The sequence below is a fragment of the Micromonospora sp. WMMA1998 genome (genome assembly GCF_027497375.1).
In the GTDB taxonomy this organism is placed as follows: Bacteria; Actinomycetota; Actinomycetes; order Mycobacteriales; family Micromonosporaceae; genus Micromonospora; species Micromonospora sediminicola.
The window spans coordinates 5,271,122-5,296,653 of sequence record NZ_CP114911.1; the positions used below are offsets into that span (position 1 = coordinate 5,271,122).

The window sequence follows — 25,532 nt, forward strand, 5'->3', positions numbered from 1 at the left end:
TCGGATCATGGACCGCCCAGCCCTGGCCGACTTCCTCCGCCGACGCCGCGAGGCCCTGCGTCCCGGCGACGTCGGGCTGCCTGAGGGCGCCCGGCGTCGCGCGCCCGGCCTGCGGCGGGAGGAGGTCGCCGCGCTCGCCGCGATGTCCACCGACTACTACACCCGGCTGGAACAGCGGCGCGGGCCGCAGCCGAGCCCGCAGATGCTGGCCGCGCTGGCCCGGGCGCTGCGACTGACCGGGGACGAGCGCGACTACCTGTTCCGGGTGGCCGGACACAGCCCGCCGGAGCGGACGGCCACCGGCACGCACGTCGCGCCGGCGCTGCTGCGGGTGCTGGACCGGCTGGCCGACACCCCCGCCCTGGTCCTGTCCGACCTGGGCGAGACGCTGGTGCAGAACCGGCTGGCCGCGGCGCTGCTCGGCGACCGGACCGGCCACACCGGCCTGGCCCGCAGCGGGATCTACCGGTGGTTCACCGATCCGTCCGAGCGGGAGCGCTACCCGGAGGACGACCGGGAGCGGCAGAGCCGCGCCCAGGTCGCGAACCTGCGCGCCGCGTACGGGTCGATGGGCGCCCGGTCGCGCGCCGGCGAGCTGGTCCGGGCGTTGCGGGCGGTGAGCCCGGAGTTCGCCGAGCTGTGGGAGCGGCACGAGGTGGCCCAGCGCTTCGCCGACCACAAGACGCTCGTCCACCCCGAACTCGGCCCGATCGAACTGGACTGCCAGGTGCTCTTCACCGAGGACCAGTCGCAGGCGTTGCTGGTGTTCACCGCGTCGCCGCGCAGCGAGGCCGCCGAGAAGCTGCGGCTGCTCGGCGTGCTCGGGCACGAGAGGTTCCCGTCCTCCGCCGCGTGAACCCGGCACAGGAACGGTCGTTCACGCCGCCGGGAATCCCCGGCTTTCCTGTCAACCTCCCGTCACGCAGCGTGTTTTCCTGATCCCTTCCGGTCGATAGCGTCGGGGCACTGCCGTCGACGAAGGGCCGACGATGAACGACAACGGACACCCGCTCGACCGTCGGCGACTCCTCGCCGGCGCGGCGGCGGCCTCGGCGGTCACCCTGACCGGCCTGGCCGTCGCCTCCACCACCGGCGCCGCCGCGGCGGCGCCGGCCCGTCCCGGATCGCCGCTGATCACCCGGGACCGGATCGCCACCGCCGCGCTGCGCGCACCCGACGGGTCCGCGCCCGCGGTCGCCGTCCAGGCCGACTTCCACGCCCGGCTCACCGCCTGGCTCGCGTTCTGGTCGGCGAACTCACCCCGCGCCTGGAGCGCGCCCGTGCACGTGGTCGCCCGGGTCGAACCGGCCGGCGACGCGCTGGTCCTGCACGCGATCCGCCACCGGCGCGACGACGAGCTGCACGCCGGCTTCGCCGCCGCCCGGCGGGACGTCGCCCACCTGGCCACGCTGGCCAGCCTGCACCACCACTTCCCGAGCGTGCGGGTCCGGCCGGACGGCACGGTCCGCGTCGGCGACGGGACGGCCGGGTTCACCGGCGCGTCCGAGCAGGTCGCCTTCGCGGTCGCCGCCTGCCGGCAGCTGTGGGGCGACGCGGCGGCCACCGCCGCCCGCTGGCCGGAGCACGCCGGCCGGGTGCTCGCCCGCGCCGGGCAACCCGCCGACCCCGCCTCGCACGTCGGCTGGGCGGCCTTCACCCGGACCAGCCTGCGTCGCGGGCTGGGCACCGAATCGTACGAGTGACCGGAGGTAGCACATGGCCCGCAACGAGTTCCGCTTCGTGGTCGACGGCGTCGACCTGACACCCGACCAGCAGACCCTGATCGCCGGCGAGATCCAGAAGGCCGGCCTGGCCGCGCTGGGCACCGCCAACGCCAAACTGACCAACCCGCTGACCCTCGGCCACGGCAACATCAAGCTGCGCCCCGAGTGGTACGGGCTCTGGGTACTCGACGGCGTGCTGGCGCAGGACCTCGGCCAGAAGATCAACGACATCGGATTCTGGATCCAGCGGTGACCGACGCCGCCCGACCGGCCGGTCCGCCGGAGCGGATGTGCCCGAGCACCCCGGCGTCCAACGCCACGGTGTTCCTCGGCATGATCACTCCGGCGGGCCGGGTGGCCTACGTGACTCCGGCCGTACCGGCCGAGGTGGCGCTCGCCGGGGCCGACGACTCGGACGAGCCGATCGAGAGCCGGGTCCGGCTCGCCGGCCCCTGCGTCACCTCGTCCTGCGGCTTCTGGACCGGCTCGCACTGCGGGCTGGGCGCCCGAATGGCCGCCTCGTACGCCGAGACCGCGCCGCCCGCCGAGGAGACGCTGCCGAAGTGCGCGATCCGGCGTACCTGCCGGTGGTTCGCCGAGCAGGGGCCGGCGGCCTGCCCGGCCTGCTCCCACGTGGTCACCGACGCCCGCCAGCCGATGGGCTGAGCGACGCCGCGATGTCGGACCTGTCGACTACCGTCGGGAGGTCATGGAGCCGCGGTTCGGCGAGGGGATCATCGGGCGGGAACATCCCGCGGGTCTGCTGCGCGCCGAGGTCGACCGGGTTACCACCAGCCACGGCGGCCTGGTCCTGGTCACCGGCGAGCCGGGCATCGGCAAGACCACGCTGGTCGGCGCCGCCGCCGACCAGGCCCGCCGGCGCGGGGCGCTGGTGCTCGGCGGCGCCTGCTGGGAGTCCGACACCGCCCCCGACTACTGGCCCTGGATGCAGGTGCTGCGCCGGCTGGCCCGCTCGGCCGACGACTGGGCCCGCGCGCAGGAGGCCGCCGGCGTCGGGCTGGCCGCCCTGCTCGGCGGGCCGGCCGCCGACGACCCGGCCGGGCCGGGCGACGACGGGGACCGGGCGGAGTTCGACAAGCACGACGCGGTGACCACCGCCCTGGTCGCGGTCGCCCAGCACCGGCCGGTCGTGGTGGTCCTCGACGACCTCCACTGGGCCGACCCGGCCTCGCTGCGGCTGCTCCAGTTCGCCACCCAGCACACCTGGTTCGAGCGGCTGCTGCTGATCGGCACCTACCGCGACGCCGAGGTCGAAGCCGGCGACCACCCGCTGCGGCCGCTGCTGCTGCCGCTGACCGCGAAGGCCACCACGATCACGCTCACCGGCCTCGGGCGCGACGAGGTGGCCGCCCTGATCACCCGCACCGCCGGTCGCGAGCCCGACGCCGGCCTGGTCGACGAGGTGCACCGGCGCACCGGCGGCAATCCGTTCTTCGTCGAGCAGACCGCCCGGCTCTGGCACACCGACGGGCTGGCCGACACCATCGCCCCCGGCGTGCGGGAGGCGGTGCGCCGCCGCCTCGACCAACTGCCCGCGCCGGTGGTCGAGGCGCTCACCGTGGCGGCCGTGCTCGGTCGCGAGTTCCACCGGCAGGTCCTCGCCGCCTGCGTACCCGCCCCGGCCGCCCAGGTCGACCGGCTGCTCGACCGGGCGGCCGCCGCCCGCCTGGTGCTGGCCCGGGGCGGCGGCCGGTTCGCGTTCGTGCACGACCTGGTCCGCGAGACGCTCTACGACGGCCTCGCCGAGGACGAGCGGCGGGCCCGGCACGCCGCCGTGGTCCGGGCCGTCGACCGGTCCGCCGCGGTGACCGACCGGCTCATCCCGGCCGACCTGGCCCGGCACGCCTGGCTCGCCGGGGCCGAGCTGGAGCCGGTACGCGCCGGTGACCTGCTGCTGGCCGCCGCCCGCGACGCGAGCGGGCGGCTGGCCGTGGAGGAGTCGGTGCGGCACTTCCGGCGTGCGCTCGACCGCACCGACGAGCCCGCGCGCCGGGTGCGGGTGCTGCTGGAACTGGCCGGGCTGCTGCACCACGCCGGCGCGCCGGAGGAGGTCGAGCGGCTGCTGGTCGACGCCGCCACGCTGGCCCGGGGGCTGGACGAGCCGGCCGTGCTGGCCCGGGTGGCGCTGACCGCCCACGGGCAGCACTCGGCCACCCGCCGCCGGCTCGACGCCGCCGCGCTGGTCCGGGAGGCGTACGGGCGGTTGATCGGCGAACCGGAGCCGGAACGGTCGATCCGCGCGCTGGTCACCGACCTCATCACCGCCACCGAGACGCTCGCCCGGCACGGCCGCGACGACGAGGCGCTCACGTTCAGCCTGTGGGCCCGCCACGACACCACGTGGGGGCTCGGCACCGCCGAGGAACGGGCCGTGGTCACCGCCGAGATCCGGGAGGTGGCCCGCCGCAGTGGCGACCGGGACACCGAGCTGTGGGCCACCTCGCTGCGCTGGGTCGCGCTGCTGGAACTGGGCGACCCGGCATACCGGCACGAGCTGACCGCGTTCGTGGCCGGCTGCCGCGAGGGCGACGTGGCCCGCCAGCGGATGGCGGCGACCGTCGACAGCGGCATCATCGCCGCCCTCCGGGGCGACTTCGCCGGCGCGGAGTCGTGCTACGCCGAGATGGAGGGCTACGGCGAGTGGGAACACTCGGACCACGCCTTCATGGCACACCACCTGCGCTGGGCGCTGCTGCTCCTGCGCGGGCGTCTCGCCGAGGCCGAGGCCCTGCTCGACCAGGCCGGCGCGGGGCACCCGCAGGTCGAGCTGCTGCGTGGGATCACCGCCGCCGAACGCGGCGACACCGCCACGGTGCTCCGGCTCACCGCCGAGATCGAGGCGGCCGGCACCACGTACCCCCGTCCGGTGTCGCCGGTGTGGCTGCGCCTGCGCGCGCAGGCGGCGGCGGTCGACGGCGACCCGGGCCGCTGCGCCGAGGTGCGGCCGGCCCTGGCCCCGCACCGGGGCCGGTGGATGGTCGCGCTGTTCGGCTGCGACGTGGCCGGCCCGGTCGACCTGTGGCTGGCCGGTGTGGACGCGGCGCTGGGCGGGTGGGACGACGCGGTGGCCGGCTACGCGGCGGCGCGCGACGCCGCCGACCGGCTGGGCGCGCGTCCCTGGTCGGTGCTGGCCCGGGCCGGGCTGGTCACCGCGCTGACCGGGCGCGGCGGGCCGGGCGACGCGGCCGAGGCGACCCGGCTGCGCGCCGCGGTGGTGGCCGAGGCGCGGGCGCTGGGCATGCCCCAGGTGGTCGACCGGCTGGGGCCGGCGGATGCCTTCGGCGACATCTCCGCCCGGACGACGGGGTTTTACTCGGGTGACGCTGCCCTCCCCATGACGGAGCCGTCCGGGGGCGGGCGGGTTCAGGAGGCGGGCCGCGACAGGCCGACGCCGGTTGTCGGTGGCACCGGCGTAGCTCCCTCCGGTGTGGACGGAGTCGACCCGGGGTGGCCGGAGTTCCGCCCGGACGGGCCGGTGTGGCGGCTCGGGTGGGCGGGTGTCGTGGTGCACCTGCCCGACGCCAAGGGCCTGCACGACCTGCGGCTGCTGCTGGGCCGGCCGGGCGTGGACGTGCCCGCGATCGACCTGCTCGACCCGGCGGCCGGGCCGGAGTTGGTCGCGGCCGGTCGGCTCGGCGCCGATCCGGTGCTCGACGACGAGGCGAAGGCCCGCTACCGGCAGCACCTGCGGCGGCTCGACGACGAGATCGACCGGGCCGCCCGGCGTGACGACGAGCGGCGGTTGGCTGCCCTGGACGCCGAGCGCGCCGCCCTGCTCGACCAACTGCGGGCCGCCGCCGGCCTGGCCGGGCGCAGTCGCCGCCTCGGTGACCAGGCGGAGCGGGCGCGCAAGGCGGTGACCGGCCGGATCCGTGACTCGCTGCGCCGGATCGACCAGCGGCACCCGGCACTGGCATCCCACCTGCGCGACTCGATCACCACCGGCACCACGTGCCGCTACCTACCGCCCGACCCGATCTCCTGGCGTCTCTGACGCCTCCCCTCGGCCCCGGCCGTCACGCGCGGCGAGCCCGCGTCCGCCGCCCCGGTGGTCCGGCCGGGGCGGCGGAACGGACGTCAGCGGCGGTTGTAGCGGTACATGGTCAGGGAGCCGAAGACCGCGACGAAACCGGCGCTCCACAGCAGCAGCCACATCGTGTTGGTGGCGTCCATCGAGCCGCCCATCGCGGCGCGCACCGAGGCGACCAGGTGGGTGATCGGGTTGACCTTGACGAACGCCTGCAACCAGCCCGGCATGGTGGACGGGTCGACGAACACGTTGCTCAGGAACGTCAGCGGGAACAGCACCATCATGCTGACGCCCATCACCGACTTCTCGCTGCGCAGCACCAGGCCGAAGAACGTCCACACCCAGGAGAACGCGAACGAGAAGACCACCAGCAGGCCGATCCCGGCCAGCACGCCGGGCACCCCGCCGTCCGGGCGGAAGCCGAGCACCAGGCCCACGGCGAGAATGACCAGGGCGGCCAGCACGTAGCGCAGCACGTCCCCGAAGATCATCCCGACCAGCGCCGCCGGCCGCCACACCGGCAGGGTGCGGATCCGGTCGAAGACACCCTTCTCGATGTCGTTGTTCAGGCCCACCCCGGTGTACATGGTGATCATCACGACGCTGGTCACCATGATGCCGGGCAGGAAGAACTGCAGGTACGCACGCGGGCTGTCGGCGAGCGCGCCGCCGAACAGGTACGTGAACATCAGCACCATGATGATCGGGAACGCGGTGACGTCGAACAGCTGCTCGGGCACGTGTTTGATCTTCAGCATGGCCCGCCAGCCGAAGGTCAGCGACGCGGCGAGCGGCCCCGGCCGGGCCGGTCGCTCCCCGGGGGCGAGCACGGTCGCCAGCGCCTCGGCGGAGGGCACGTAGACGGACGGCGCCCGCCCGGCGGTGGTCGTCGCGGTGTCGCTCATCGGGCCGCCTCCAGCTCGTCGTCCCGCTCGTCCGTCGAGACGGCCGGGTGGTCGGTCAGGGCCAGGAACACCTCGTCCAGGCTGGGCTGGCCGAGGGAGAAGTCGTCGACGACGATGCCGGCCCGGGCCAGCTCGCCGAGGGCGCGGGCGGCCTGCTCGCCGGCCTCCAGGTCGGTGCCGTCCTCGCCGACCCGCGCGGTCAGCGCCACCGGGTCCGCCGCGAGTTGCACCGGCACGCCCAGCGTGGTCCGCAGCACCTGCTCGGCCCGGGACCGCTGCCCGGCGTCGCGCAGTCGCACGTGGACGGTGCCCGAGCCGACCGACGACTTCAGCTCGCCCGGGGTGCCCTCCGCGATCACCCGGCCGTGGTCGACCACCGCGATCCGGCCGGCGAGCTGGTCCGCCTCGTCCAGGTATTGTGTGGTCAGCAGCACGGTGGTGCCGTGCGCCACCACCGCCCGCACGATCTCCCACACCTGGTTGCGGCTGCGCGGGTCGAGCCCGGTGGTCGGCTCGTCCAGGAACAGCAGGTCCGGCGTGTTGAGGATGCTCGCCGCGATGTCGATCCGCCGCCGCATCCCGCCGGAGTACTTCTTCACCTGCCGGGCCGCCGCCTCGGTCAGCCCGAACGCGGCCAGCAACGCCTCGGCCCGGTCCCGCGCGGCCGGCCGGCCCAGCCCGAGCAGCCGGCCCAGCAGGACCAGGTTCTCCGCCCCGGTCAGGTCCTCGTCCAGCGAGGCGTACTGGCCGGTCAGGCTCACCCGGGCGCGGACCGCGTCGGCCTGGGTCACCACGTCGTGGCCGAAGACCCGGGCCGTGCCGCCGTCGGGGCGCAGCAGCGTCGCCAGCACCCGCACCGCGGTGGTCTTGCCCGCGCCGTTCGGCCCGAGCATCCCGTACACGGTGCCGGCGGGGACCCGCAGGTCCAGCCCGTCGAGCGCCCGGGTCGAGCCGAACGACCGGACCAGGCCGTCGGCCTCGACGGCCAGGCCGGTGTTCCGGTTACTCATGATCACTACCTCTCTCCGTGGGTGTTCTCAGCAGGCGTACGGGCGGGCCGCGCGACCGTCGCGCAACGCCAGGCCCCACCAGCAGAGCTCGTCGAGGAGCAGCCGGACGTCCTGCCGGAGCCGTTCCTCGGCGTGCCCGGTGGGCTCGCCGTCGAGCAGGTCGACGCCGACGGTGTCCCGTACGGTCGTCGCGTGCAGCGCGGTGAAGACCGTCCGGAGCTGGTCGACCGCGTGCAGACCGACCGACCGGCAGCCGTACGAGACGAAGCCGACCGGCTTGGCCTGCCACTCGTCGTAGGCGACGTCGATCGCCTGTTTCAACGAGGCCGGGAAGCTGTGGTTGTACTCGGGGGTGACCACGACGAACGCCTCCGCCCGCGCCACCCGCCCGGCGAACTCCCGCATCGCCGGCGTCGGCTCGGCGGGCAGGGCGGTCGGGAGGTCGAACCCGGCGAGGTCGATCTCCTCGACCACCAGCCCGTCCCGGCGGCGGGCCTGTGCGGCGAACCAGCGCCCGATCCGGTCGCCGACCCGTCCCTCACGGGTGCTGCCGATGAGCACGGCGAGCCGCAACGGCGTCATGCTGCCCTCCCTCACTGCCGGCCTCACCCTGACGGCGCCAGACGGCCCGCCAGATCCGATCTGGCGGGCGCCGCCCGGGTCGACTGACTGACCGATCGGTGACAGCACGTGACGCATCGATGACCGTAAGCTGCGGGCGGCACTGACGCACGGGGGCGTGTCTCGGCCATGCAGGCACAGGAGCCCTCGCTGCGCACCGACCGGAGGAGTCGCCTGTGTCCATCGCCCGAAGAACGCTCACCGCGCTCGCCGTGGCGGCGCTCGCCGCCGCCGCGCTGCCCACCACCGCCGCCCACGCGGCCGACGACCCCGCCGGGGTCCTGCACCTGACCGTGACCGCGCCGGACGGCACCCCGATGCAGGGCAGCGTCGACGTGCTGGCCGCCGACAGCAGCTACAGCCGCGGGCTCCAGCAGCTCGACGAGTCCGGGCAGCTCAGCCTGGAGCTGCCGGCCAACGACTACAAGATCGCCATCAGTCCGGCCTACGGCAGCCCCGACCTGCCCGACGATGTGCTGCGGCAGTGGGTGCCGGGTCGCACGACCTGGGCGCAGGCCGGAACGGTCCGGGTGTCCGCGGGGGACACGACGGACGTCACCGAGCGGCTGCTCGCACCCGTCCCCTCCACACTGCGGGCGCGCGACGCGCTGACCGGCGCCCCGATCGACAGTTTCTGCGTGTTCATCGACCCGCGCCGGAGCGCGTGCGGTGGACCCGAGCTGACCGTGTCGCCGTTGGTTCCCGGCCCGCAGCGGATCACCGTCTCCACCGAGGACGGGTCCTACCTGACCCGCGAGGCGTCGGTGACGGTGTCGGCCGACGGTGGTGGCGCGAACGTGGTCGACCTGACCCCGTCGGCACACCTGGTTTCGCAGGTGGTCGACGCGGCCACCGGCGCGCCCGTCGCCGGCGTCTGCCTCACCGCGGCCCCGGCCGGCACCGGCGACCTGGCCCGCCCCAGCCCGCGGGCCTGCTCGGACCCGACCGGCGCGGTCCGGCTCGACCGGGTCGAGGCCGGCTCGTGGAACATCTTCGCCCGCCCGGCGACCGGCTCGGCTTACGGGGCGCAGTGGGTCGGCGCGACCGGCGGCACCGGTGACCCGAAGCAGGCCCGGGCGATCACCCTCAAGGCCGGGCAGACCGTCACCGTCCCGGCCATCCGTCTCGACCGGGCCGGCGTCGTCACCGGCACCGTGACCAGCGCGGCCACCGGCAAGCTGGTGACCTCCGGCACGGTGACCCTCGCTCACGAGCCCGGCGTCAGCGGTCCGCGCTGGGGGGTCGCGCTGGACGCGCAGGGTCGCTACCGGATCGACTGGCTCGGCCCGTACGCGTGGCCGCTGCTCTTCACCACCGAGGGCAACGCCACGCAGTGGTCCGGCGGGTTCGCCCTGCGGGGCAAGGCCACCCCGGTGACCGTCCGGGCCGGCGCGACCACCACCTACAGCCCGGCCCTGCGGCGGGGCGTCCTGGTCACCGGCCGGCTGGTCGATCCCGAGGGGCGGCCGGTCAACGCGCAGGTGACCGTGCACAGCGCCCGTACCGGGGAGGTCGTCGGCTGGACGTCCGACGGGGACGGTGAGTACGCGATGCGCGTCCTCGGCCCGCAGAAGGTCACCGTCGCCTGGCTCTGGACGCCGCCCTACGTCCGGTACGCCGGCTGGTACGACGGCGTGGCCACGCAGGCGGAGGCCACGCCGGTGGCGATTCCGGGCAGCAGCCCGTTCCGGCTGGACGTCGAGGCGAGCCGGTTCCCGATCGACTGAGTGACCCGGGTTCCGGGCCGGATGGCGTGATCCCTCCGGCCCGGAACCCGCTCAGCGGGCCGCGTCCAACCGGGCCCGCTGCTCGGTAGCCAGCTCCAGGTCCACCGCGCCCAGGGCCTCGTCCAGTTGCGCCACCGAGGAGCAGCCGACCAGCGGGATCGCCGGCAGGTCGCCGCCCATCAGCCAGGCCAGCACCACCTGGTTGACCGTGGCCCCGGTCTCGTCGGCCACCGCGCGCAGCGCCGCCAACCGGGCCGGGGTGGAGGGCAGCGCATACTCCTCGCCCAGCCGCTCCGGCTTCACGTACGCCCCCTTGAGCAGCGGCGAGTACGCGACGAGCGTGAGCCCGGGCTCGGCCCGCAGGTAACTGGCCAGGTCCGGGCCGACCCAGCCGACGTCGCCGTCCGGGTCCAGCGCGTTCGGCAGGTCCACCCGGGACGGCAGGTAGCTGCGGTGGTACTGCAGCACCTCGTACCCGGGCAGGCCGGCCGCGGCGGCGGTCGCGCGGGCCCGCTCGACCCGCCAGGCCCGGTGGTTGCTCGCGCCCAGCAGCCCGACGGTGCCCTCGGCGACCAGCTCGGCGAAGCCCTCCACGGTCTCCCGCAGCGGGACGTCGTGGTCCTCGATGTGGGCGTAGAGCAGGTCGATCCGGTCGAGCCCGAGCCGCTCGCGGCTGCGTTCGGCGGACTCGCGGATCACCTTCGCCGACAGGCCCTCCGCGTTGTCGAGGTAGCTGGTGCCGGGCGCGAGCGGACGGGCGCCGAGCTTGGTGGCGAACACCACCTCGTCGCCCACCCCGCGGCTGCGCCGCCAGCGGCCGAGCAGCTCCTCGCTCTCCCCGCCCTGGCCGCCGTTCTGCCAGAAGGCGTAGTTGTCCGAGGTGTCGACGAACGTGCCGCCGGCCTCCACGTAGCGGTCCAGGACGGCGTACGAGGTGGCCTCGTCGGTGGCGGTGCCGAAGAGCATCGCGCCGAGGCTGAGCACGCTGACCTCACGGCGGGTGGCCGGGTCGGTGCCGATGGTGCGGTAGCGCATGGTGTTCCTCCCCGTCGGAGCGTTTCCGGCCACCCTGCCCCTTCGAGTGCGCGCGAAGTCAAACGCGACGGAGGGGACCCGGTTTCCCCCGGGACCCCTCCGTGACGTGTCCGACGGCTCAGCTCGGCACGTAGTCGAACGTGTCCGGGTTCGGGCCCTGCCGGCCGGCCTCGCCCCGGCCCAGGCCGGTGAGCCGGTCCATCGCGGCGTCGTCGAGGGTGAAGTCGAAGATCGCGAAGTTCTCCTCGATCCGCTTCGGGGTGGTCGACTTCGGGAAGACGATGTCGCCGCGCTGCACGTGCCAGCGCAGCACCACCTGCGCCGGGGTCCGCCCGACCTCCTCGGCGATGTCGACCACTGTCGGGTCGTCGAGCACCTTGCCCTGCGCGATCGGCGACCACGCCTCGGTGAGGATGTTGTGGGCGCGGTCGTACGCGCGCACCTCCTCGTTGCCGAAGTATGGGTGCGCCTCGATCTGGTTGACCGCCGGCACCACGTCGGCCTCGGCGGCCAGTCGCTCCAGGTGCGCGACCTGGAAGTTGGACACGCCGATCGACTTGACCTTGCCCTCCCGTTGCAGGTCCTCCAGCACCTTCCAGGTGGAGACGAAGTCGCCGTCGTAGAGGGTGGGCAGCGGCCAGTGGATCAGGAACAGGTCGAGGTGGTCGAACTTCATCTCGCGCAGCGACTGCTCGAACGCCTTGCGGGCGTCGTCCGGGCGGTGGAAGCCGTTGTTCAGTTTGCTGGTGACGAACACCTCGTCCCGGTCCAGCCCGGAGGCGCGCACCGCCTGCCCGACCTCGGCCTCGTTGCCGTACATCTGGGCGGTGTCGATGTGCCGGTAGCCGATCTCCAGCGCGGCGCCGACCGCCTGCGCGGTGTCCTTCGGGTCGATCTGGAACACACCGAAGCCGAGCTGCGGGATGGTGTTGCCGTCGTTGAGCGAGATGTCCGGAACGCGGTTGGCGGCCATGTCGATTCTCATCTCCGATCGTTCGGGGGTGCCCGGAAGCGCTTCCACGCGGCGGCTCCCGGGCCGTGCCACCCGGTGTTCGTACCCGCTCGGCGGGCGTCCTCACGCCGCCGGTGGGTGATCTGGGACAGGCGTCAACCCCAGATCGCCCGCGCCCACTCCGGGTGGTCGACGAACGGATTGCGGTTGCCCTGCCAGCGCTCGTAGATGCGCTGGTTGCGGCGCTGCTCGAAGGCGTCCGGCGGGTCCTGGTCGTTCCAGGCCAGCAGCTTCGTGAGCCGCCCGAGCCGGGGCGCGCCGCCGTTGGCCACCGAGTCGTTCGGCTCCAGGTCCGGCCAGCCGTCGTCGCCCTCGTACCGGATCGCCATGTAGAGGATCATCCGGGCGACATCGCCCTTCACCGCGTTGCGCGGCTCGAACGAGTCGGCGTCGGTGTAGCAGCCGGGCGCCTCGGCGACCGCGCTGCCGCCGGAGTCGAAGTCCTTGTTGCCGCGCAGCGAGTTGACCGACACGTCCTCTGGCCGCAAGTGGTGCACGTCGGTGCCGGGACCGGTGGCGGTGCCGAAGTCGCCGTGCGACTTGGCCCAGACGTGTTCGCGGTTCCAGTCGTCGACGCCACCGCCGTTGGCGGTCTTGCTCTGCGAGCGCCCGCTGTAGAGCAGGACGACGTTGGCCGGGTTCGCCGGGTCCTGGTCGGTGTCCTTGAGCGCCTCCCACACCTGGTCGTAGGTGAGCGTGGTCTGCGTCCTGATGATGGTGTGCAGGGCGGTGCGCAGCGCGGCGCCGGTCTTGCCGGTCGCGGCGGCGTAGTAGGCGCCCGGCGAGGTGGTGCCGCTCGGGGTCGGGGTGGGAGTCGGGGTGGTCCCGCCGCCGAGGCTCATCGCGGTCGGGTTCTTCAGGCCGCCGTGGCTGAAGTACGCGGTCAGGGCGCCGGTCGTGGTCACCTGCCGCCCCCGCAGGGACGGGTTGGTGAGCAGCCCGAAACCGCTCCGCCAGGCGGCGGTGACCTGCACGTACAGCATCCGGCCGGTGCTGGTCTCGCCGGCCTGGTCGGCGATCGCGATCGCGGTGTCGGCGGTGAAGCCGGACGTGATCACCGTGCTCGTCGCGGTCGGTTGACCGATGACGTATCCGGTGACGGTGGCCGTGCGGCCGTCCTGGGCGGCCAGCGCCTGCGCCACGGTCAGGGTGGCCGCCGCCGACGCCGTGCTGGTCACCGTCAGCGGGGTGGCGACGGCGACGGTCAGCACCACCGCCGCGATCAACCGCCCGGGTCGCGAGCGGGTGACGCTCTTCATATTCATGAGCGGCGATGTTAGTCGGTGTCGGGTGAACTCCGGGAGATCACCGCGACAACTCTCCGTCCCGATCGGCGTCGAAGAGCACCGGCCAGGGACGGGCCGCCGGGGCGACGAGCGCCGATCCGGCCGGCGCCTCCGGCGCGGCCAGCACCTCGGCGGCGAGCCGGCCGAACATCGGCGCCGCCGGATGCGCCGCCCGGCTCGGCCACGCCGCGGAGATCCGCCGGACCAGCGGCGCGCCGGCGAGCGGCCGCCAGGCGATGCGCGGCTCCCGACGCGCCAGCGCCGCCGGCTCCACGGCCACCGCCCCACCGGCCAGGAGCAGTCCGAACAGGAACTCCGGGTTACGCGCCGGACGGACCCGGGCCGGGACGAAACCGTGCTGCCGGCACACGGTCAGCAGGTGTTCGTGCCAGCCGGGCGCGGTGGTCGGCGGCGCGGTGACCAGATCCAGGCCGGTCAGGTCGGCGAGCGCGACCTCGCGGACCCGGGCCAGCGGCGAGGCCCGGGGCAGCAGCGCGCCGACCGGCACGTCCACCGGCTCGCCCAACCGCAGCCCGGCCTCCAGGACCGGATGGTGCAGCAGGCCGACGTCCAGCCGTCCCTCGGTCAGCATGCGCCGCTGCTCGGCGCTGGTCAGCTCGTGCAGGTCGAGGTCGAGCCCGGGCGCGCGGGCGGCCAGCCCGTCGAGCAGCGCGCGCAGCGTCACGGCCGGGGTCTCCGGGGGTACGCCGGCGCGCAGTACCCCGAGCGCGCCCCGCCGCACCCGGTCGGCGAGGTGCCGCAGCCGGCGTTCGCCGGCGAGCAGCTCGTCGGCCTCGCCGAGCAGCAACTGGCCGGCGGTGGTGAGACGGACCCGCCGTTGCGACCGGTCGAACAGGATGGCGCCCAACTCCCGCTCCAGCCGCCGGATCGACTGGCTCAGCGGCGGCTGCGCCATGCCCAGCGTCTCGGCGGCGCGGCCGAAGTGCAGCTCCCGGGCGACCACCACGAAGTGCCGCAGGTGTCGCAGCAGGTCCACCCGCGCACCCTAACCCCCGCGCTGGCTACCGTGTCGGCGTGGATGCGGCGCAGCGGGTCGGGCAGATCTTCGAGCGGGCCGGGCTGAGCGGCTGCCTGCACGTCGCCGACGTGGACGACCCGGGGCGCGAGGTGGCGCTGCGGGCCGACGAGCGGATCGTCATCGCGTCCGTCTTCAAGGTCCTGCTGGTGCTGGAGTTCGCCCGGCAGGTCGCCGCCGGTCAGCTCGACCCGGCCGAGCGGGTCCTGGTCGGCGCCGCCGACCGGCTCGGCGGTTGGGGTGTGGCCGGCTGCGCCGACGACGTCGAGGTGTCCCTGCGCGACCTCGCGTACTTCGCCATGTCGGTGAGCGACAACACCGCCGCCGACCTGCTGCTGCGTCGGGTCGGCCCGGACGTGCTGCCGATGCTTGCCGCGGAGCTGGACCTGCCGCGTACCCGAATCGTCGGCGGTCCCCGGCAGGCGGTCGAGACGATGCTCGCCGACGTCGGCGCGCGGACCGAGGCGGACTTCGCGCGGATCTTCCCCACCCTGCCGCCGGAGCGGGTCCGGGCCATGCGGGTCTTCGACCCGGAGCACACCACCTCCAGCACCGCCCGGGAGCTGACCCGGCTGCTGCGTCTGGTGTGGCGCGACGAGGCCGGCCCGCCGGAGGCCTGCGCGACGGTCCGGGAGTTGATGGCCCGGCAGCTCTTCTGGACCCGACTCGCGGCCGGCTTCCCGCCCGGCGTCCGGGTCGCCGGCAAGACGGGCACCCTGCCGGGCGTCCACCTGGAGGCCGGCGTCGCGGAGTATCCCGACGGCGGCCGGTACGCGATAGCGGTCCTGGTGCGCACCGACCGGCTCAGCACCCGTCGGGTCGACGCGGACCTGGCGATGGGGGAGGCCGCCCGGGCCGCGGTCGAGTCGCTGCGCTGATTCCCGGACCGGCGGTCCCGGTCGCACCGCCGCTGAGCTGCGGTGATATCGGAACGGATATCGCTCGTTCCGCCGCTCGATCTTGGACGCCGCCGCCGGTCGGGTGGTGTGGTGGGCCCTACCGATCCACCGATCCAGTACGGGGAGGATGACCCATGCCCGAGAAACGACCGTCCGGCTACGCCCGCCGCCGCTTTCTGCGCGACACCGCCGTCGGCGCCGCCGCCGTCTCCACCGCCGGGCTCGCCGCCGGCGCACCGGCCCTGGCCGCCACCCCGGCGGGCCGGTCCGCCGGACGGCCCCGACCCGGCGCCGTCAGCTTCCGCTGGTGGGGCACGGCCGGCTGGCGGATCGACATCGGCGACCGGACCGTGCTGGTGGACCCGTACCTGAGCCGCTACGACACCGGCCTGTTCCGGGGCGCGTTCAACCCGGACACTCCGCTGGCCGTGGCCGCCGACGTGGTCGACCGGCTCGCCGACCGCGCCGAGAACATCCTGGTCACCCACACCCACTGGGACCATTTCAACGACGTGCCGCACATCGCCACGCGGACCGGCGCCCGGGTGCTCGGCACGCTCACCGCCTACCACCTGGGCCTGGCGTACGGGGTGCCGGCCGGGCAGCTCGCGCCGGTGAAGGGCGGCGAGGTGCTCGACTTCGACGGCTACACGGTCGAGGTGGTCGGCTCGCTGCACAGCCGCAACGCGGCCTGGTCGATGGCCTTCCCGGGCGTCCGGGTCAGCCCGCCGCCGCGCCCGGAGACGATCTCCGACCTGCCCGAGGGGGACACGCTCGCCTACCAGTTCCGGGTCGACGGCGGGCCGTCGGTGTTCTTCATGGGCGCCAGTGACCTCGACGAGCGCCGGCTGACCGGGCTGGCCCCGGACGTGGCGATGATCGCCTCCGCCGCCACCACGGCCACCGCCGACTACGTGCCCCGGCTGATGGCCGCGCTCGACCACCCGAAGGTCGTGGTGCCGGTGCACTGGGACAACTTCGAGACCCCGTTGACCAACCCCCCGACGGTCGCCGAGAACGACCGCGCCCGCCTGGACGCGCTGGTCGCCGAGGTGCGCCGGGTCTCACCACGCAGCCGGGTGCTGGTGCCCGAGTACCACACCGCGTACCGGTTCTGACCTGTCAACCGGCGGTGAGGTCACGCAGGGCCAGCACCGACTTCCAGTTGCGGACCGTCGCGGCCACGCCCAGGACCTTCTCCAGGTAGGTGTTGGTGAACTTCGTCCGCCCGTAGCGGCCGGTCGGGAAGTGCAGGTGCACCTCCCGCCCGGTCAGCGCGTACTCCATGTCCTCGCCGGCGGGCACGGCCAGCTCCCGGGCCCGCGCCGGCGCGGGCGCGGCGGACAGGAACGCCACCAGCACCCGGGTCGGGTCGTCCTGCCGCCCGGCGTACGGGCTGGCGTCGACCACGGCGGCCAGCTCGCCCGCGTCCCGCACCAGGACCGGCACCCGCAGGCCCAACTCGTCGGCGAGCCGCTTCGCGATGCCCTCGGCGAGGACCTCACCGTCGGTGGGTGGGCTGGTGAACACCACGTTGCCGCTCTGCAGGTAGGTCTTGACGTCGGTGTGCCCGAGGTCGGTGACGAGGCGTCGCAGGTCGGCCATCGCCAGTTGGGCGTTGCCGACGTTGACGCCCCGCAGCAGGGCGGCGTAGCGGGCCATCGATCCTCCTCGCGGCGGCGGTCCGGACCAGCCTAGGTCAGGCGGAGGCCAGACGGGCGTAGACGTCGCCGGAGCGGCCGGTCGGGCGGTACGTCTCCAGCAGCCGCACCAGGCCGTCCGCGTCCAGCCAGCGCTCGGCGGCGAGGCGCATGGTCTCCACCGGGGAGAAGTTGTAGCGGTAGCCGCCCGCCCGCGCGCCCAGCCGTTCCACGAGGTCGAGTGCGGCGAGGGCGGCGTCGTGCGCCGGCGGGAGGTACTCGAAGGAGAGCCCGCGCACCGGGCGGCTGAGCCCGGACAGCACGTCGACCTCGAAGCCCTCGACGTCGACCTTGCAGAACGCCGGCTCGCCGTGCTTTGCGACCAGGTCGTCGAGCGTCACCACCGGCACCTCGACCGACCGGTCCCACCGGACCTTGGCGAAGCTCGGGTCCGCCGTGACCGAGTCGATCCAGGACGACGACATGGTGGACACGGTCGGTGTGGCGGAGGACAACTCCAGCCGCGCCTGCCCGGCCCGGGCGCCGACCGCCGTGGGTTCGATCGTGACACCCTCGTCCCGCCCGAAGCCCAGGCGCAGCACGCGCAGGCAGTCCGGCTGCGGCTCGACCGCCACCACCCGCGCGCCGAGCCGCCGCCAGGTGCGTACCCGCCCGCCGACGTGGGCGCCGATGTCGAAACCGAGGTCGCCGGGGGAGAGGAACTGCCCGTACAGCTCCCGGGCGCGCCGGTGCTTGGCCGGCTGGCCGTGGTAGATGGCCAGGGAACGGGTGATCCCCCAGGCCCGCGCGAGCATCGTCACGACATTCCTAACTGTGAGTGCGGGACTGCGGTCCGAACGTCCGCAGGAAGCGGTCGCGGAACGACTCCATCGGCCAGACGGGGGCGTCCGGGGCCGGGTTCAGGCCGTCCTGCCAGCCCCATCCGGAGATCCGGTCGAGCACGGCCGGGTCCTTGGCCACGATCGTGATCGGCACGTCCTTGTCGGCCCCCTCGCCGGTGATCGACCGGGCCGGCTGGTGGTCGCCGAGGAAGACCAGCACCAGGTTCTCGTCGCCGTACCGCTGGACGTAGGAGATCAACGTGCGCAGCGAGTAGACGATCGACTTCCGGTAGGCCCGGCGGGTGCCCTCGTCCGCGCGGGGGGCGCGGTTGGTGCCGGTGAAGACCGACCCGTCACCGAGGTCGTCCCAGTCGACCAGCTTCGGCACCGGCGACCACGGGATGTGGCTGGACAGCAGCGGGATCTCGGCCATCACCGGTGCGTGCCCGGGTGTCCGCTCCGCGCGCTGGAACGCCTCCAGCGTGAACTGGTCCGGCGGCGAGGAGAAGCTGAACGTCGGCCCCCGGTAGCCGAGATCCTCGGCGCCGTAGACCCGGTCGGGGGCGAAGAAGTCGGCCTCCGGCCAGGCCCGGGTGAGCGCCGGCATGACCAGCGAGGTCCGCCACCCGGCGCGTTTGAACGCCCCGTTCAGGGTCAGGCGGTCGCTGCGCACCAGGTTGGTGTAGCGCAGCTGGTTGTCGGCCCGGATGCCGGTCATCAGCGTGGCGTGCGCCAACCAGCTGCCCCCGCCGGTGGTGGACGAGGTGAGGAACGCGCTGCGGCTGCCGTAGCCGGCCGCGCGCAGTTGCCGCGTCCCGTCGTCGAGGACGGCGTCCACCTCCGGCGCCAGCTCCGGGTCCTCCACCGCGACCCGGCCGTAGCTTTCCACGAACGTGACCAGGACGTCCTTGCCGCGTAACCCGGTGAGCAACTGGTCGCCCGGGGCGTCCTGGAACGGGTCGCCGGCGAGTTGGGTGCGCAGCCGCTCCTGGTCGTGCAGACCCGAACGCACCTGCCCGGCGCGGTCGTACACGCCGGTCGCCACAGTGTCGGCGGCGACCGGCAGACCCGGGACGACCTGCGCGCCGAGCACGGCGCAGACCACCCAGGCGGCCGCGAGCGCGGTGGCGGCGCGGGTGCTCGCGACCCGGTGCCGGGCCGCGACGCCGGCCAGCCGCCGCACCGACAGCGTGACCAGCACCGGTACGGCGACGACGGCGGCCACGGCCGCGACGACCGCGCCCACCTGGGCGGCCCGGCCGTAGGACTCGGCGAGGAACTCCGCCCCGGCGGCGAGGAAGGCCCAGTCGGCGATCAGGTCGAACGGGCGGTCGAGGACGGTCGAGAAACCGAGGTCGACGATGGTCAGCACCAGGGCCAGGCCGAGGAACGCGCCGAACAGCGTGGCCAGCACCCGGCGCGGCCGAGCCGGCAGCACCAGCAGCAGCGCGACCGCGACCAGCCCCTCCACCGGGATCCGGAGGAACGCGGCCGGGTCGAGCAGGTCCACCTCGTTCGGCAGGGTCAGGGCGACCAGCACGAGCACGGCGGCCAGCGCGGTCGCCACCAGGGCAGGCACGCGCCGTCGCCGAGGCGCCGCGCCGTCCGTCGGGGTCTCGTCCCGCTCCGGGCGGGACGGTTCGTCTCCGGTCACGGCCGCCGCGCCCCGACCTCGGCCGGACGGCGGTCGACAAGCACGCGGGTGCCCGGCTCCCACTCGGCGCGGGGGGCCACCGGCGCGGGGGAGACCGGAGCGGCCGGAAGCGACGCCCGCCGCGCCCGGTGCCGCCACAGCCACCACACGTCCCGGCCGAAGGACTCGACCAGCAGCGCGAGCGCGCCGACCACCGCCGCGACGGCCAGCGGCGCGGGCAGCAGACCCGTCGCCACCACCGCCAGCACGATGCCCTGCACGGCCGCGACGGTCTTGCGCCAGTAGCGCGGCGGCAACGGGCCGTCCAGCCACGGCAGCACCCAGCCGGCCGCGACGAAGGCGTACCGCATCGCGCCGATCACCAGCACCCAGGGGCCGACCTGGTCGGCGACGTGGACACAGAGGACCAGGACGAGGAAGGAGTCGGCCTCCATGTCGAAGCGGGCGCCGAGCGCGCTGACCGTGCCGGTGCGCCGGGCCACCTGCCCGTCGACCCAGTCCAGGGCGAGCGCGACGGCGGTGAGACCGACCAGTGCCGGGACCGATACCGGTCGGCTGAACGAGTCCACCACCAGCGCGGTCACGCCGCCGGCCAGGGTGGCCCGGCTCAGCGTGACCCAGTCGGCCGGCCCGAGCCGGCGTCCGCCCGAGCGCCGCAGCCCGTGGCTCAGCGCCGCGACCATCACCACCCCGCAGAGGAGGCCGGCCAGCCAGCCGTACCGGCCCAGGCCGACCGTGCCGTGGAGGCCGGCGAGCACGCCGACCTGGAGAATCGCCCCCGCGAATGGATCAGTTCGGACCGCAGACACCATGCCTCCGAGGTAGACGTCATGACCACACGTGTGTACGCAGAACATGCCCGTTCGGTTCGTTGTGATGCCGGAAACTCACGATCACGAGTGGCTTTCATGTGAAACGTCCGTCCGGCCGGGTCGCCCGTGGTTGATTCGGTGCCGTGCCCGGACCCTACGGCGCGGCCGACCCGCACCGCCACGCCACGCTGCTGGCCGCCGCCGACCGGCTCGAACTCGCCGGGCGGGCGGCCGAGGCGCGCGACCTGTTCGCCGCCGAACTCGCCGCCGACCGGGCCGGCGTGGCCGACCGTGCCCTGCTGCGCGGGCGGCTCGGCGCCGGGTACGGCCACGACCACCCGGCCACCGCGCTGACCTACCTGGGTCTGGCCCGCTCCGGTCTGCCGCCGGAGCACCGGGCCTGGTCGCGCGCCACCGAGGCGTGGATCGCCGCGCGGGTCGGCCAACCCGACGCCGACGCCCTGCTGCGGGCCGCGGGTCGGGCGCGCGCCGCGCACCCGACGTCGGCCGCCGCCGTGCGGCTCACGCTCGCCCGGGCCGCCCGCGCGCTGGCCACCGGCGCGGTGCCCACCGGCGGCGACCTGCTCGCCGCCGTCGACCCCCACCACCCGGCGGTACGCGGGGAAGCCACCTCGGTCCGCCTCGACCGGATCGAGGTCAAGCTCGCGCTCGGCCGGTACGAGGACGCGGCGGCGGCGCTCGACGCCGCTTACCCCGATCTGCCGGCGGTGGCCTGGCCCGCGCTGACCGCCTGGTCCTGCCGGCGTCTGCTCGCGGCCGGTGCGCTGCCCGAGGCGGACGCGCGGGCCCGGCTCGCCCTGGACCGGCCGGCCGTCCCGCTCGGCGTGGAGGCCCGCGCCGCCCTGACGGCGGTACGCGTCGAGGTGGCGTATCGGACCGGGTGGCCGGAGCGGGCGCGGGCGCTGCTCGCCGACGCCCGACCGGCCCGGTCCTGGCCGGACCGGATCCCGTACGCGTCGCTCGGCCTCGCCGCCGCCGGCGATCCGGAGCCCGCGCGGCACCGGGACCTGCTCCGCGCCGTCGTGGCCGACCTGACCCGCACGGCGCGTCCGCTGCTGGCGGTCGCCCAGTACGGCCCGCGTCTGGTGCAGGCGCTGCTGCTGCTCGGTGACGCCCGCCGGGCGACGGCGGTGGCCGACCGCCTCGCCGAGGTGGCCGGGCGGACTCCCGTACCCCTCTGGTCCGGGCTGGCCGGGCACGCGGACGGCCTGGTCCGCCGCGACCCGGAGGCGCTGCGGGCGGCGGTGCGCGAGCTGCGCCGGACCGGCGCCCGGCCGGCGCTCGCCGACGCCCTGCTCGACCTGGCCCGGTCGCCCCGGGTCCGGCTGGCCGAGGCGCGCGTGGCGGCGCGGGAGGCGGCGGGGGTGTACGGGCGGTCCGGCGCGACCGGTGACCAGGAGACCGCCGAGCGGTGGGACGGGCATCTCGACGTCACCCGCCGCCGTCCGGCGCCCCGGCCGCCCGGGCACGGCCTGGCCGCGCTGACCGCCCGGGAGGCGGGTGTCGCCGACCTGCTCGCCGCCGGGGCGACCAAGCAGCAGGTGGCCGGACGGCTGCACCTGTCGGTCCACACGGTCGACACCCACGTCCGGGCCGTCTACGCCAAGCTGGGCGTGCGCAGCCGGCTGCAACTGGCCCGCCTGTGGGACGCCCGGCCGGTCAGCGCACCACCGGACGCTTCTCCCTCGGCAGCGCCTCGATCATCTCGCGGGGCAGGTTGAGCGTCGCGGCGCTGATCTCCGCCGGCAGGTTCGCCATCCACTGGGTCAGCGAGATGTCCTCGAACCGGGGCTTGCGGAACATCTCCAGGAACACCAGCGGCTCGTCGCCGAGGTTCTCGATGTAGTGGCCGTAGGCGAACGGCACGTAGCCGACGTCGCCGGCCCGGAAGTCGAACGTGCGGGCCACGCCCGTGCTGGCGAACACGCCCATCCGGCCGTGCCCGGAGATCCAGTACTGCCACTCGTCGTCGGTCGGGTGCCAGTGCAGCTCGCGCAGGCCGCCCGGCTCGATCTCCACCAGGGCCGCGCAGATCGCGGTGGAGGCGGCGAAGTTCGCCGAGTCGGCGATCCGGACCGTGCCGCCGGGGAAACGCTGCGGGGCCTGGGCGAGCAGCCGGTGCTTGAACGTGCGGGGCACGTCGCCGGTCGGGCTGACCACCCGGTCCTCGCTCAGTGGCGGCGGCACCTCGCCGGGGAAGATGTACTTCTCCCGCTCCGGCAGGTTCGCCATCTGCTCCATGGTCCAGCCGAAGTTCTTGGCCAGCACGCTGCGGGGCGTGTGCGCGAAGAAGTCGCTGAGCAGGAACGTGCCGTTCTCCGAGAACGCGCCGTCGTCGAAGACCAGCAGGAACTCCACCCCCTCGTCGAGGGCCTGGATGTGGTGCGGCACGCCGTGCGGAAAGAACCAGAGGTCGCCCTGCCGCACGTCGTCGAGGAAGTTGCGTCCCTCCTGGTCGACCGCGCCGATCCGGCAGCTGCCGGAGATGACGTACGCCCACTCGGCCTGCTTGTGCCAGTGCAACTCCCGGTACGCCCCGGGCTCCAGCGCCATGTCCACGCCGGCCAGTTCGGTGGCGATCGGCAGCTCCCGCTGGGTCACCTCGCGGGTCCAGCCGCCGCGCTCGATCCGGGTGTGCGCGTCGGAGAAGGAGAACTTCAGGTTGGGCAGCGTGCCGGAGTCGGTGGGCGGCGGCGTCAGCACGTCCGGGTTCTCCCCGTCCCGGGTCACGTCACGCGGTCCGGTGTCCCGGCTGCCGGCGCCGGCGCGTACCGGCTGGGGCGGGTCGGCGGAGGTCATGCTCGGCTCCTTCGGTAGGTCGGTGCGGTGCGGACGGGACGGGGCGCCCGGAGCAGCGCGCGGGCGGCGGCCGGGCCGTCGCGCAGCGCCACCGCGGCCGGTACGCCGAGGCAGGTGAGTCCGACGGCGGCGGCGGCCCAGGGGAGACCCGCGACGGCGAGCGCGGCGGCGGCCAGCAGCGACGCGGCGAGCCGGCGGCGCAGCCCGGCCGGTGGGGAGACGGGCTCGGTCATGCGCCGATCGTCCGTCGGAGGAGCGGGGGGCCACATCACGCGTTCACGGGATCCCGGATTCCTCCACTTGCACGTAGCTACGTACTTACGTACCTTGGTGGGCGTGGCGACAGTGGAAGAACGGCTGGCGGCCCTGGAGGCGCAGGTGGCGCGGCTCGTCGGCGCGGCACCGCCGGCCGAGGCCGACGACACCGCGCCGGAGGACGTGTTCTGGGCGCTCGCCGGCCTGAAGCGGCGGGTGCCCGCCGACGGCCCCGGGGCGGTGCTCTACACCGGCACCGTCCGCACCGCCGACCGGCACTACGACTGGCAGTACGGCGCCACCGTCGACGACCTGCTCGACGGCGACTGGCCGGCGCTGGCCGGCACGCTCACCGCGCTGGCCCACCCGGTCCGGCTGCGGCTGCTGCGGGAGATCCTCGGCGGCCGGCACGGCACCGCCGAACTGGCCGACCTCGACGGCCTCGGCACCACCGGGCAGCTCCACCACCACCTGCGGCAACTCGCCGCCGCCGGCTGGCTGCGCAGCGGCGCCCGCGGGCGCTACGACATCCCGCCCGAGCGGGTGGTGCCGCTGCTGGCCATCCTCACCGCCGCGCGCCGCTGACCGACAGCACCCCACCCCGACGGGAGGCAGCACCATGCGTACCCCGACCGTCCTCACGGTCGCCGCCGGCCTCGTGGCCGCGGCCGCCGCGACCGGCCTGGCGCCCCGGGCCCCCGAACTCGGCCGGCAGCAGACCGGCGACGCCGACCTGGCCGCGACCGTCCGCGCCGCCGTCGACGACCCCGACGGCCTGCGCGGCCTCGCGGTGGCCTCGGTCGAGGACGGCCGGATCCGGGTCGCCGGCCTCGGCGACCGGGCGCCGGGCGGTCCGGCCGTCGAGCCGGGCACCCCGTTCGAGATCGGCTCGGTCGGCAAGCCGCTCACCGGCATGCTCCTGGCCCGCCAGGTGGCGTCCGGCGCGGTCCGCCCCGACGACCGGCTCGGCACCGTCCTGCCGGGTGTCACCGGCCCGGCCGGCGAGGTCACGCTCGCCGAACTCGCCAGCCACCGCTCCGGGCTGCCCCGGCTGCCGACCGGCCCGTCCACCTGGGTCGGAGCCTGGTGGACGTCGCTGACCGCCGGCAACGCCTACGCCGGCGACGACGTGGACCGCGTCGTGGCCGACGCCGCCGGGGTCGAACCGGGCGACGGACGCGGCTCGGTCTCCTACTCCAACTTCGGCATGTCGCTGCTCGGCCAGGGGCTCGCCGCGCGGGCCGGTGTCGGCTACCCGGAACTGGTCGGGCGGGACGTGCTGCGGCCGCTGGGCATGACCGCCACCGTGGTCGCCACCGGGCCCGACCAGCTACCCGCCGCTCGGGCGGAGGGCGCCACCGCCGGTGGCCGGCCCGCCGACCCGTGGGTGGGCGCCGGCTACGCCCCGGCCGGCATCGGCGTCTGGTCCACCGCCGAGGACCTGGCACGGCTCACCGCCGCGATGCTCGCCGGCACCGCGCCCGGTGTCGACGCCGCCACGCCCCGGTTCGACGCGGGGGGTGACCGTCGGATCGGCTACGGCTGGTTCACCAGCCGGTACGGCGACCGGGAGATCGTCTGGCACAACGGCGGCACCGGCGGCTTCCGGGCGTACGTCGGCTACGACCGTGCCGCCGGCCGGGGCGTCGTGGTGCTCGGCAACACCGCCCGCGACCTGGACGCGCTCGGCCTGCGGCTGCTCGGGGTCACCGGCGACGCGGCGAGCGAGTCGACCGGCCTGCCGAGCTGGATCGGCGGCGGGCTCGCGCTGGCGTTCACGTTCCTCGGCGGCCTGTCGCTGTGGAGCGTCGCCCGCCGCGGACCGGACCGGACCACCGTGCTCTCCGCCGCCGTCTGGGCGGTGCTCTACCTCGGCCTCGCGCACCGGCTCGGCGACTGGTCGGTGGTCCCGGGCTGGCTCTGGCCGCTCGGCGCGGCGCTGAGCGGGGCGGCCCTGGTGCCCGCCGTCCGGCGGTGGCGGGAACTGCCCGTCGTCGCCGGCGCGCCCCGCTGGCGGCGCGCGGCCGGCGCGGCGCTGTCCCTGGCCTTCGCCGGGCTGGCGGTGGCGGTGATCGCCGCCTGAGGCCCGAGCGAGTGGCGCCCGACCCGGTGCCCACCCCCGCCCCGCCCGTAGGTCGAGCGGGTGATCCGTCGACGCGAATCTCGTCCGGGACCCGAACTCCTTGATCACCGAACACGCCGG

General features: G+C 75.0%; 23 protein-coding genes and 1 pseudogene. 11 read left to right on the top strand and 13 right to left on the bottom strand.

Features of this window, described 5'->3' with window-relative positions; genetic code table 11:
* The first annotated feature begins 7 nt into the window (after positions 1-7).
* The 5 genes from O7600_RS24455 (at position 8) to O7600_RS24475 (ending at position 5,739) form a co-directional block, all read left to right on the top strand.
* Positions 8-856, top strand: a complete 849-nt coding sequence (locus tag O7600_RS24455; RefSeq protein ID WP_281590828.1) for a helix-turn-helix transcriptional regulator — start codon at positions 8-10, stop codon at positions 854-856.
* Between the two features lie 133 nt (positions 857-989).
* Positions 990-1,703 (top strand): hypothetical protein, encoded by a 714-nt coding sequence (locus O7600_RS24460; RefSeq protein WP_281590829.1) that lies wholly within the window; start codon positions 990-992, stop codon positions 1,701-1,703.
* A 13-nt stretch (positions 1,704-1,716) separates the two neighbouring features.
* Positions 1,717-1,977 (top strand): hypothetical protein, encoded by a 261-nt coding sequence (locus O7600_RS24465; protein WP_174529986.1) that lies wholly within the window; start codon positions 1,717-1,719, stop codon positions 1,975-1,977.
* Entirely contained in the window at positions 1,974-2,390 is a 417-nt protein-coding gene (locus O7600_RS24470) for a hypothetical protein (RefSeq protein WP_281590830.1), read from the top strand. The genes O7600_RS24465 and O7600_RS24470 overlap by 4 nt, the downstream gene beginning before the upstream one ends.
* Before the next feature lie 43 nt (positions 2,391-2,433).
* Positions 2,434-5,739: an AAA family ATPase gene (locus O7600_RS24475; protein ID WP_281590831.1), complete on the top strand. Its 3,306-nt coding sequence runs from the start codon at positions 2,434-2,436 to the stop codon at positions 5,737-5,739.
* Positions 5,740-5,822: 83 nt separating this feature from the next.
* On the opposite strand, the gene O7600_RS24480 is transcribed toward O7600_RS24475, so the two are convergent.
* Genes O7600_RS24480 through O7600_RS24490 form a run of 3 tightly spaced genes read right to left on the bottom strand, consistent with a single transcriptional unit; the run spans position 5,823 to position 8,272 of the window.
* The gene (locus O7600_RS24480; RefSeq protein ID WP_281590832.1) at positions 5,823-6,680 is read right to left on the bottom strand and encodes an ABC transporter permease; all 858 of its coding nucleotides are present in this window, start codon (positions 6,678-6,680) and stop codon (positions 5,823-5,825) included.
* Complete coding sequence (locus O7600_RS24485; RefSeq protein ID WP_091584111.1) at positions 6,677-7,690, bottom strand: ATP-binding cassette domain-containing protein; 1,014 nt, start codon at positions 7,688-7,690, stop codon at positions 6,677-6,679. Before O7600_RS24485 ends, O7600_RS24480 begins: the two co-directional genes overlap by 4 nt.
* Positions 7,691-7,717: 27 nt before the next feature.
* Positions 7,718-8,272 (bottom strand): NAD(P)H-dependent oxidoreductase, encoded by a 555-nt coding sequence (locus O7600_RS24490; protein WP_281590833.1) that lies wholly within the window; start codon positions 8,270-8,272, stop codon positions 7,718-7,720.
* Between the two features lie 215 nt (positions 8,273-8,487).
* Between O7600_RS24490 and O7600_RS24495 the strand changes: the two genes are divergently transcribed.
* Positions 8,488-10,038 carry a carboxypeptidase-like regulatory domain-containing protein gene (locus O7600_RS24495; protein WP_281590834.1) on the top strand — a complete coding sequence of 517 codons (1,551 nt, stop codon included), beginning with the start codon at positions 8,488-8,490 and terminating at the stop codon, positions 10,036-10,038.
* A gap of 51 nt (positions 10,039-10,089) precedes the next feature.
* Here the strand turns inward: O7600_RS24495 and O7600_RS24500 are convergent, their stop codons facing one another.
* The 4 genes from O7600_RS24500 to O7600_RS24515 all read right to left on the bottom strand — a co-directional run bounded on the left by O7600_RS24500 (position 10,090) and on the right by O7600_RS24515 (position 14,368).
* Positions 10,090-11,073, bottom strand: a complete 984-nt coding sequence (locus tag O7600_RS24500; protein ID WP_281590835.1) for an aldo/keto reductase — start codon at positions 11,071-11,073, stop codon at positions 10,090-10,092.
* Positions 11,074-11,191: 118 nt separating this feature from the next.
* Positions 11,192-12,046, bottom strand: a complete 855-nt coding sequence (locus O7600_RS24505; RefSeq protein ID WP_281594257.1) for an aldo/keto reductase — start codon at positions 12,044-12,046, stop codon at positions 11,192-11,194.
* A gap of 134 nt (positions 12,047-12,180) precedes the next feature.
* Positions 12,181-13,350: an endonuclease gene (locus tag O7600_RS24510; protein ID WP_281590836.1), complete on the bottom strand. Its 1,170-nt coding sequence runs from the start codon at positions 13,348-13,350 to the stop codon at positions 12,181-12,183.
* Positions 13,351-13,390: 40 nt separating this feature from the next.
* Positions 13,391-14,368 (bottom strand): LysR substrate-binding domain-containing protein, encoded by a 978-nt coding sequence (locus O7600_RS24515; RefSeq protein WP_281590837.1) that lies wholly within the window; start codon positions 14,366-14,368, stop codon positions 13,391-13,393.
* A gap of 38 nt (positions 14,369-14,406) precedes the next feature.
* Between O7600_RS24515 and O7600_RS24520 the strand changes: the two genes are divergently transcribed.
* Entirely contained in the window at positions 14,407-15,285 is an 879-nt protein-coding gene (locus tag O7600_RS24520; RefSeq protein WP_281590838.1) for a serine hydrolase, read from the top strand.
* 155 nt (positions 15,286-15,440) lie between these two features.
* A complete protein-coding gene (locus O7600_RS24525) occupies positions 15,441-16,424 on the top strand; it encodes an MBL fold metallo-hydrolase (protein ID WP_281590839.1) in 984 nt (327 codons plus the stop codon).
* A 4-nt stretch (positions 16,425-16,428) separates the two neighbouring features.
* Here the strand turns inward: O7600_RS24525 and O7600_RS24530 are convergent, their stop codons facing one another.
* The 4 genes and pseudogenes from O7600_RS24530 to O7600_RS24545 all read right to left on the bottom strand — a co-directional run.
* Positions 16,429-16,968, bottom strand: coding sequence for a DUF1697 domain-containing protein (locus O7600_RS24530; protein ID WP_098743504.1), 540 nt, complete (start codon positions 16,966-16,968; stop codon positions 16,429-16,431).
* Between the two features lie 37 nt (positions 16,969-17,005).
* Positions 17,006-17,761, bottom strand: a complete 756-nt coding sequence (locus O7600_RS24535; protein ID WP_281594258.1) for an FkbM family methyltransferase — start codon at positions 17,759-17,761, stop codon at positions 17,006-17,008.
* A gap of 13 nt (positions 17,762-17,774) precedes the next feature.
* Positions 17,775-19,367: a sulfatase gene (locus O7600_RS24540; RefSeq protein WP_281590840.1), complete on the bottom strand. Its 1,593-nt coding sequence runs from the start codon at positions 19,365-19,367 to the stop codon at positions 17,775-17,777.
* A gap of 191 nt (positions 19,368-19,558) precedes the next feature.
* A pseudogene (locus O7600_RS24545) lies at positions 19,559-20,254 on the bottom strand (CDP-alcohol phosphatidyltransferase family protein); the annotation flags it as partial.
* Positions 20,255-20,397: 143 nt separating this feature from the next.
* Here O7600_RS24545 and O7600_RS24550 point away from each other — a divergent pair.
* Positions 20,398-21,996, top strand: coding sequence for a helix-turn-helix transcriptional regulator (locus tag O7600_RS24550; RefSeq protein WP_281590842.1), 1,599 nt, complete (start codon positions 20,398-20,400; stop codon positions 21,994-21,996).
* Here O7600_RS24550 and O7600_RS24555 read toward each other — a convergent pair.
* Both O7600_RS24555 and O7600_RS24560 read right to left on the bottom strand, forming a co-directional pair.
* Positions 21,935-23,074: an oxalate decarboxylase family bicupin gene (locus tag O7600_RS24555; protein WP_281590843.1), complete on the bottom strand. Its 1,140-nt coding sequence runs from the start codon at positions 23,072-23,074 to the stop codon at positions 21,935-21,937. The genes O7600_RS24550 and O7600_RS24555 overlap by 62 nt on opposite strands.
* Positions 23,071-23,307, bottom strand: a complete 237-nt coding sequence (locus O7600_RS24560) for a hypothetical protein (RefSeq protein WP_281590844.1) — start codon at positions 23,305-23,307, stop codon at positions 23,071-23,073. The genes O7600_RS24555 and O7600_RS24560 overlap by 4 nt, the downstream gene beginning before the upstream one ends.
* 103 nt (positions 23,308-23,410) lie before the next feature.
* On the opposite strand from O7600_RS24560, the gene O7600_RS24565 reads away from it, so the two are divergent.
* Both O7600_RS24565 and O7600_RS24570 read left to right on the top strand, forming a co-directional pair.
* Positions 23,411-23,914, top strand: coding sequence for a helix-turn-helix domain-containing protein (locus O7600_RS24565; protein ID WP_281590845.1), 504 nt, complete (start codon positions 23,411-23,413; stop codon positions 23,912-23,914).
* Positions 23,915-23,948: 34 nt separating this feature from the next.
* Complete coding sequence (locus tag O7600_RS24570) at positions 23,949-25,412, top strand: serine hydrolase domain-containing protein (protein ID WP_281590846.1); 1,464 nt, start codon at positions 23,949-23,951, stop codon at positions 25,410-25,412.
* Positions 25,413-25,532 lie beyond the last annotated feature (120 nt).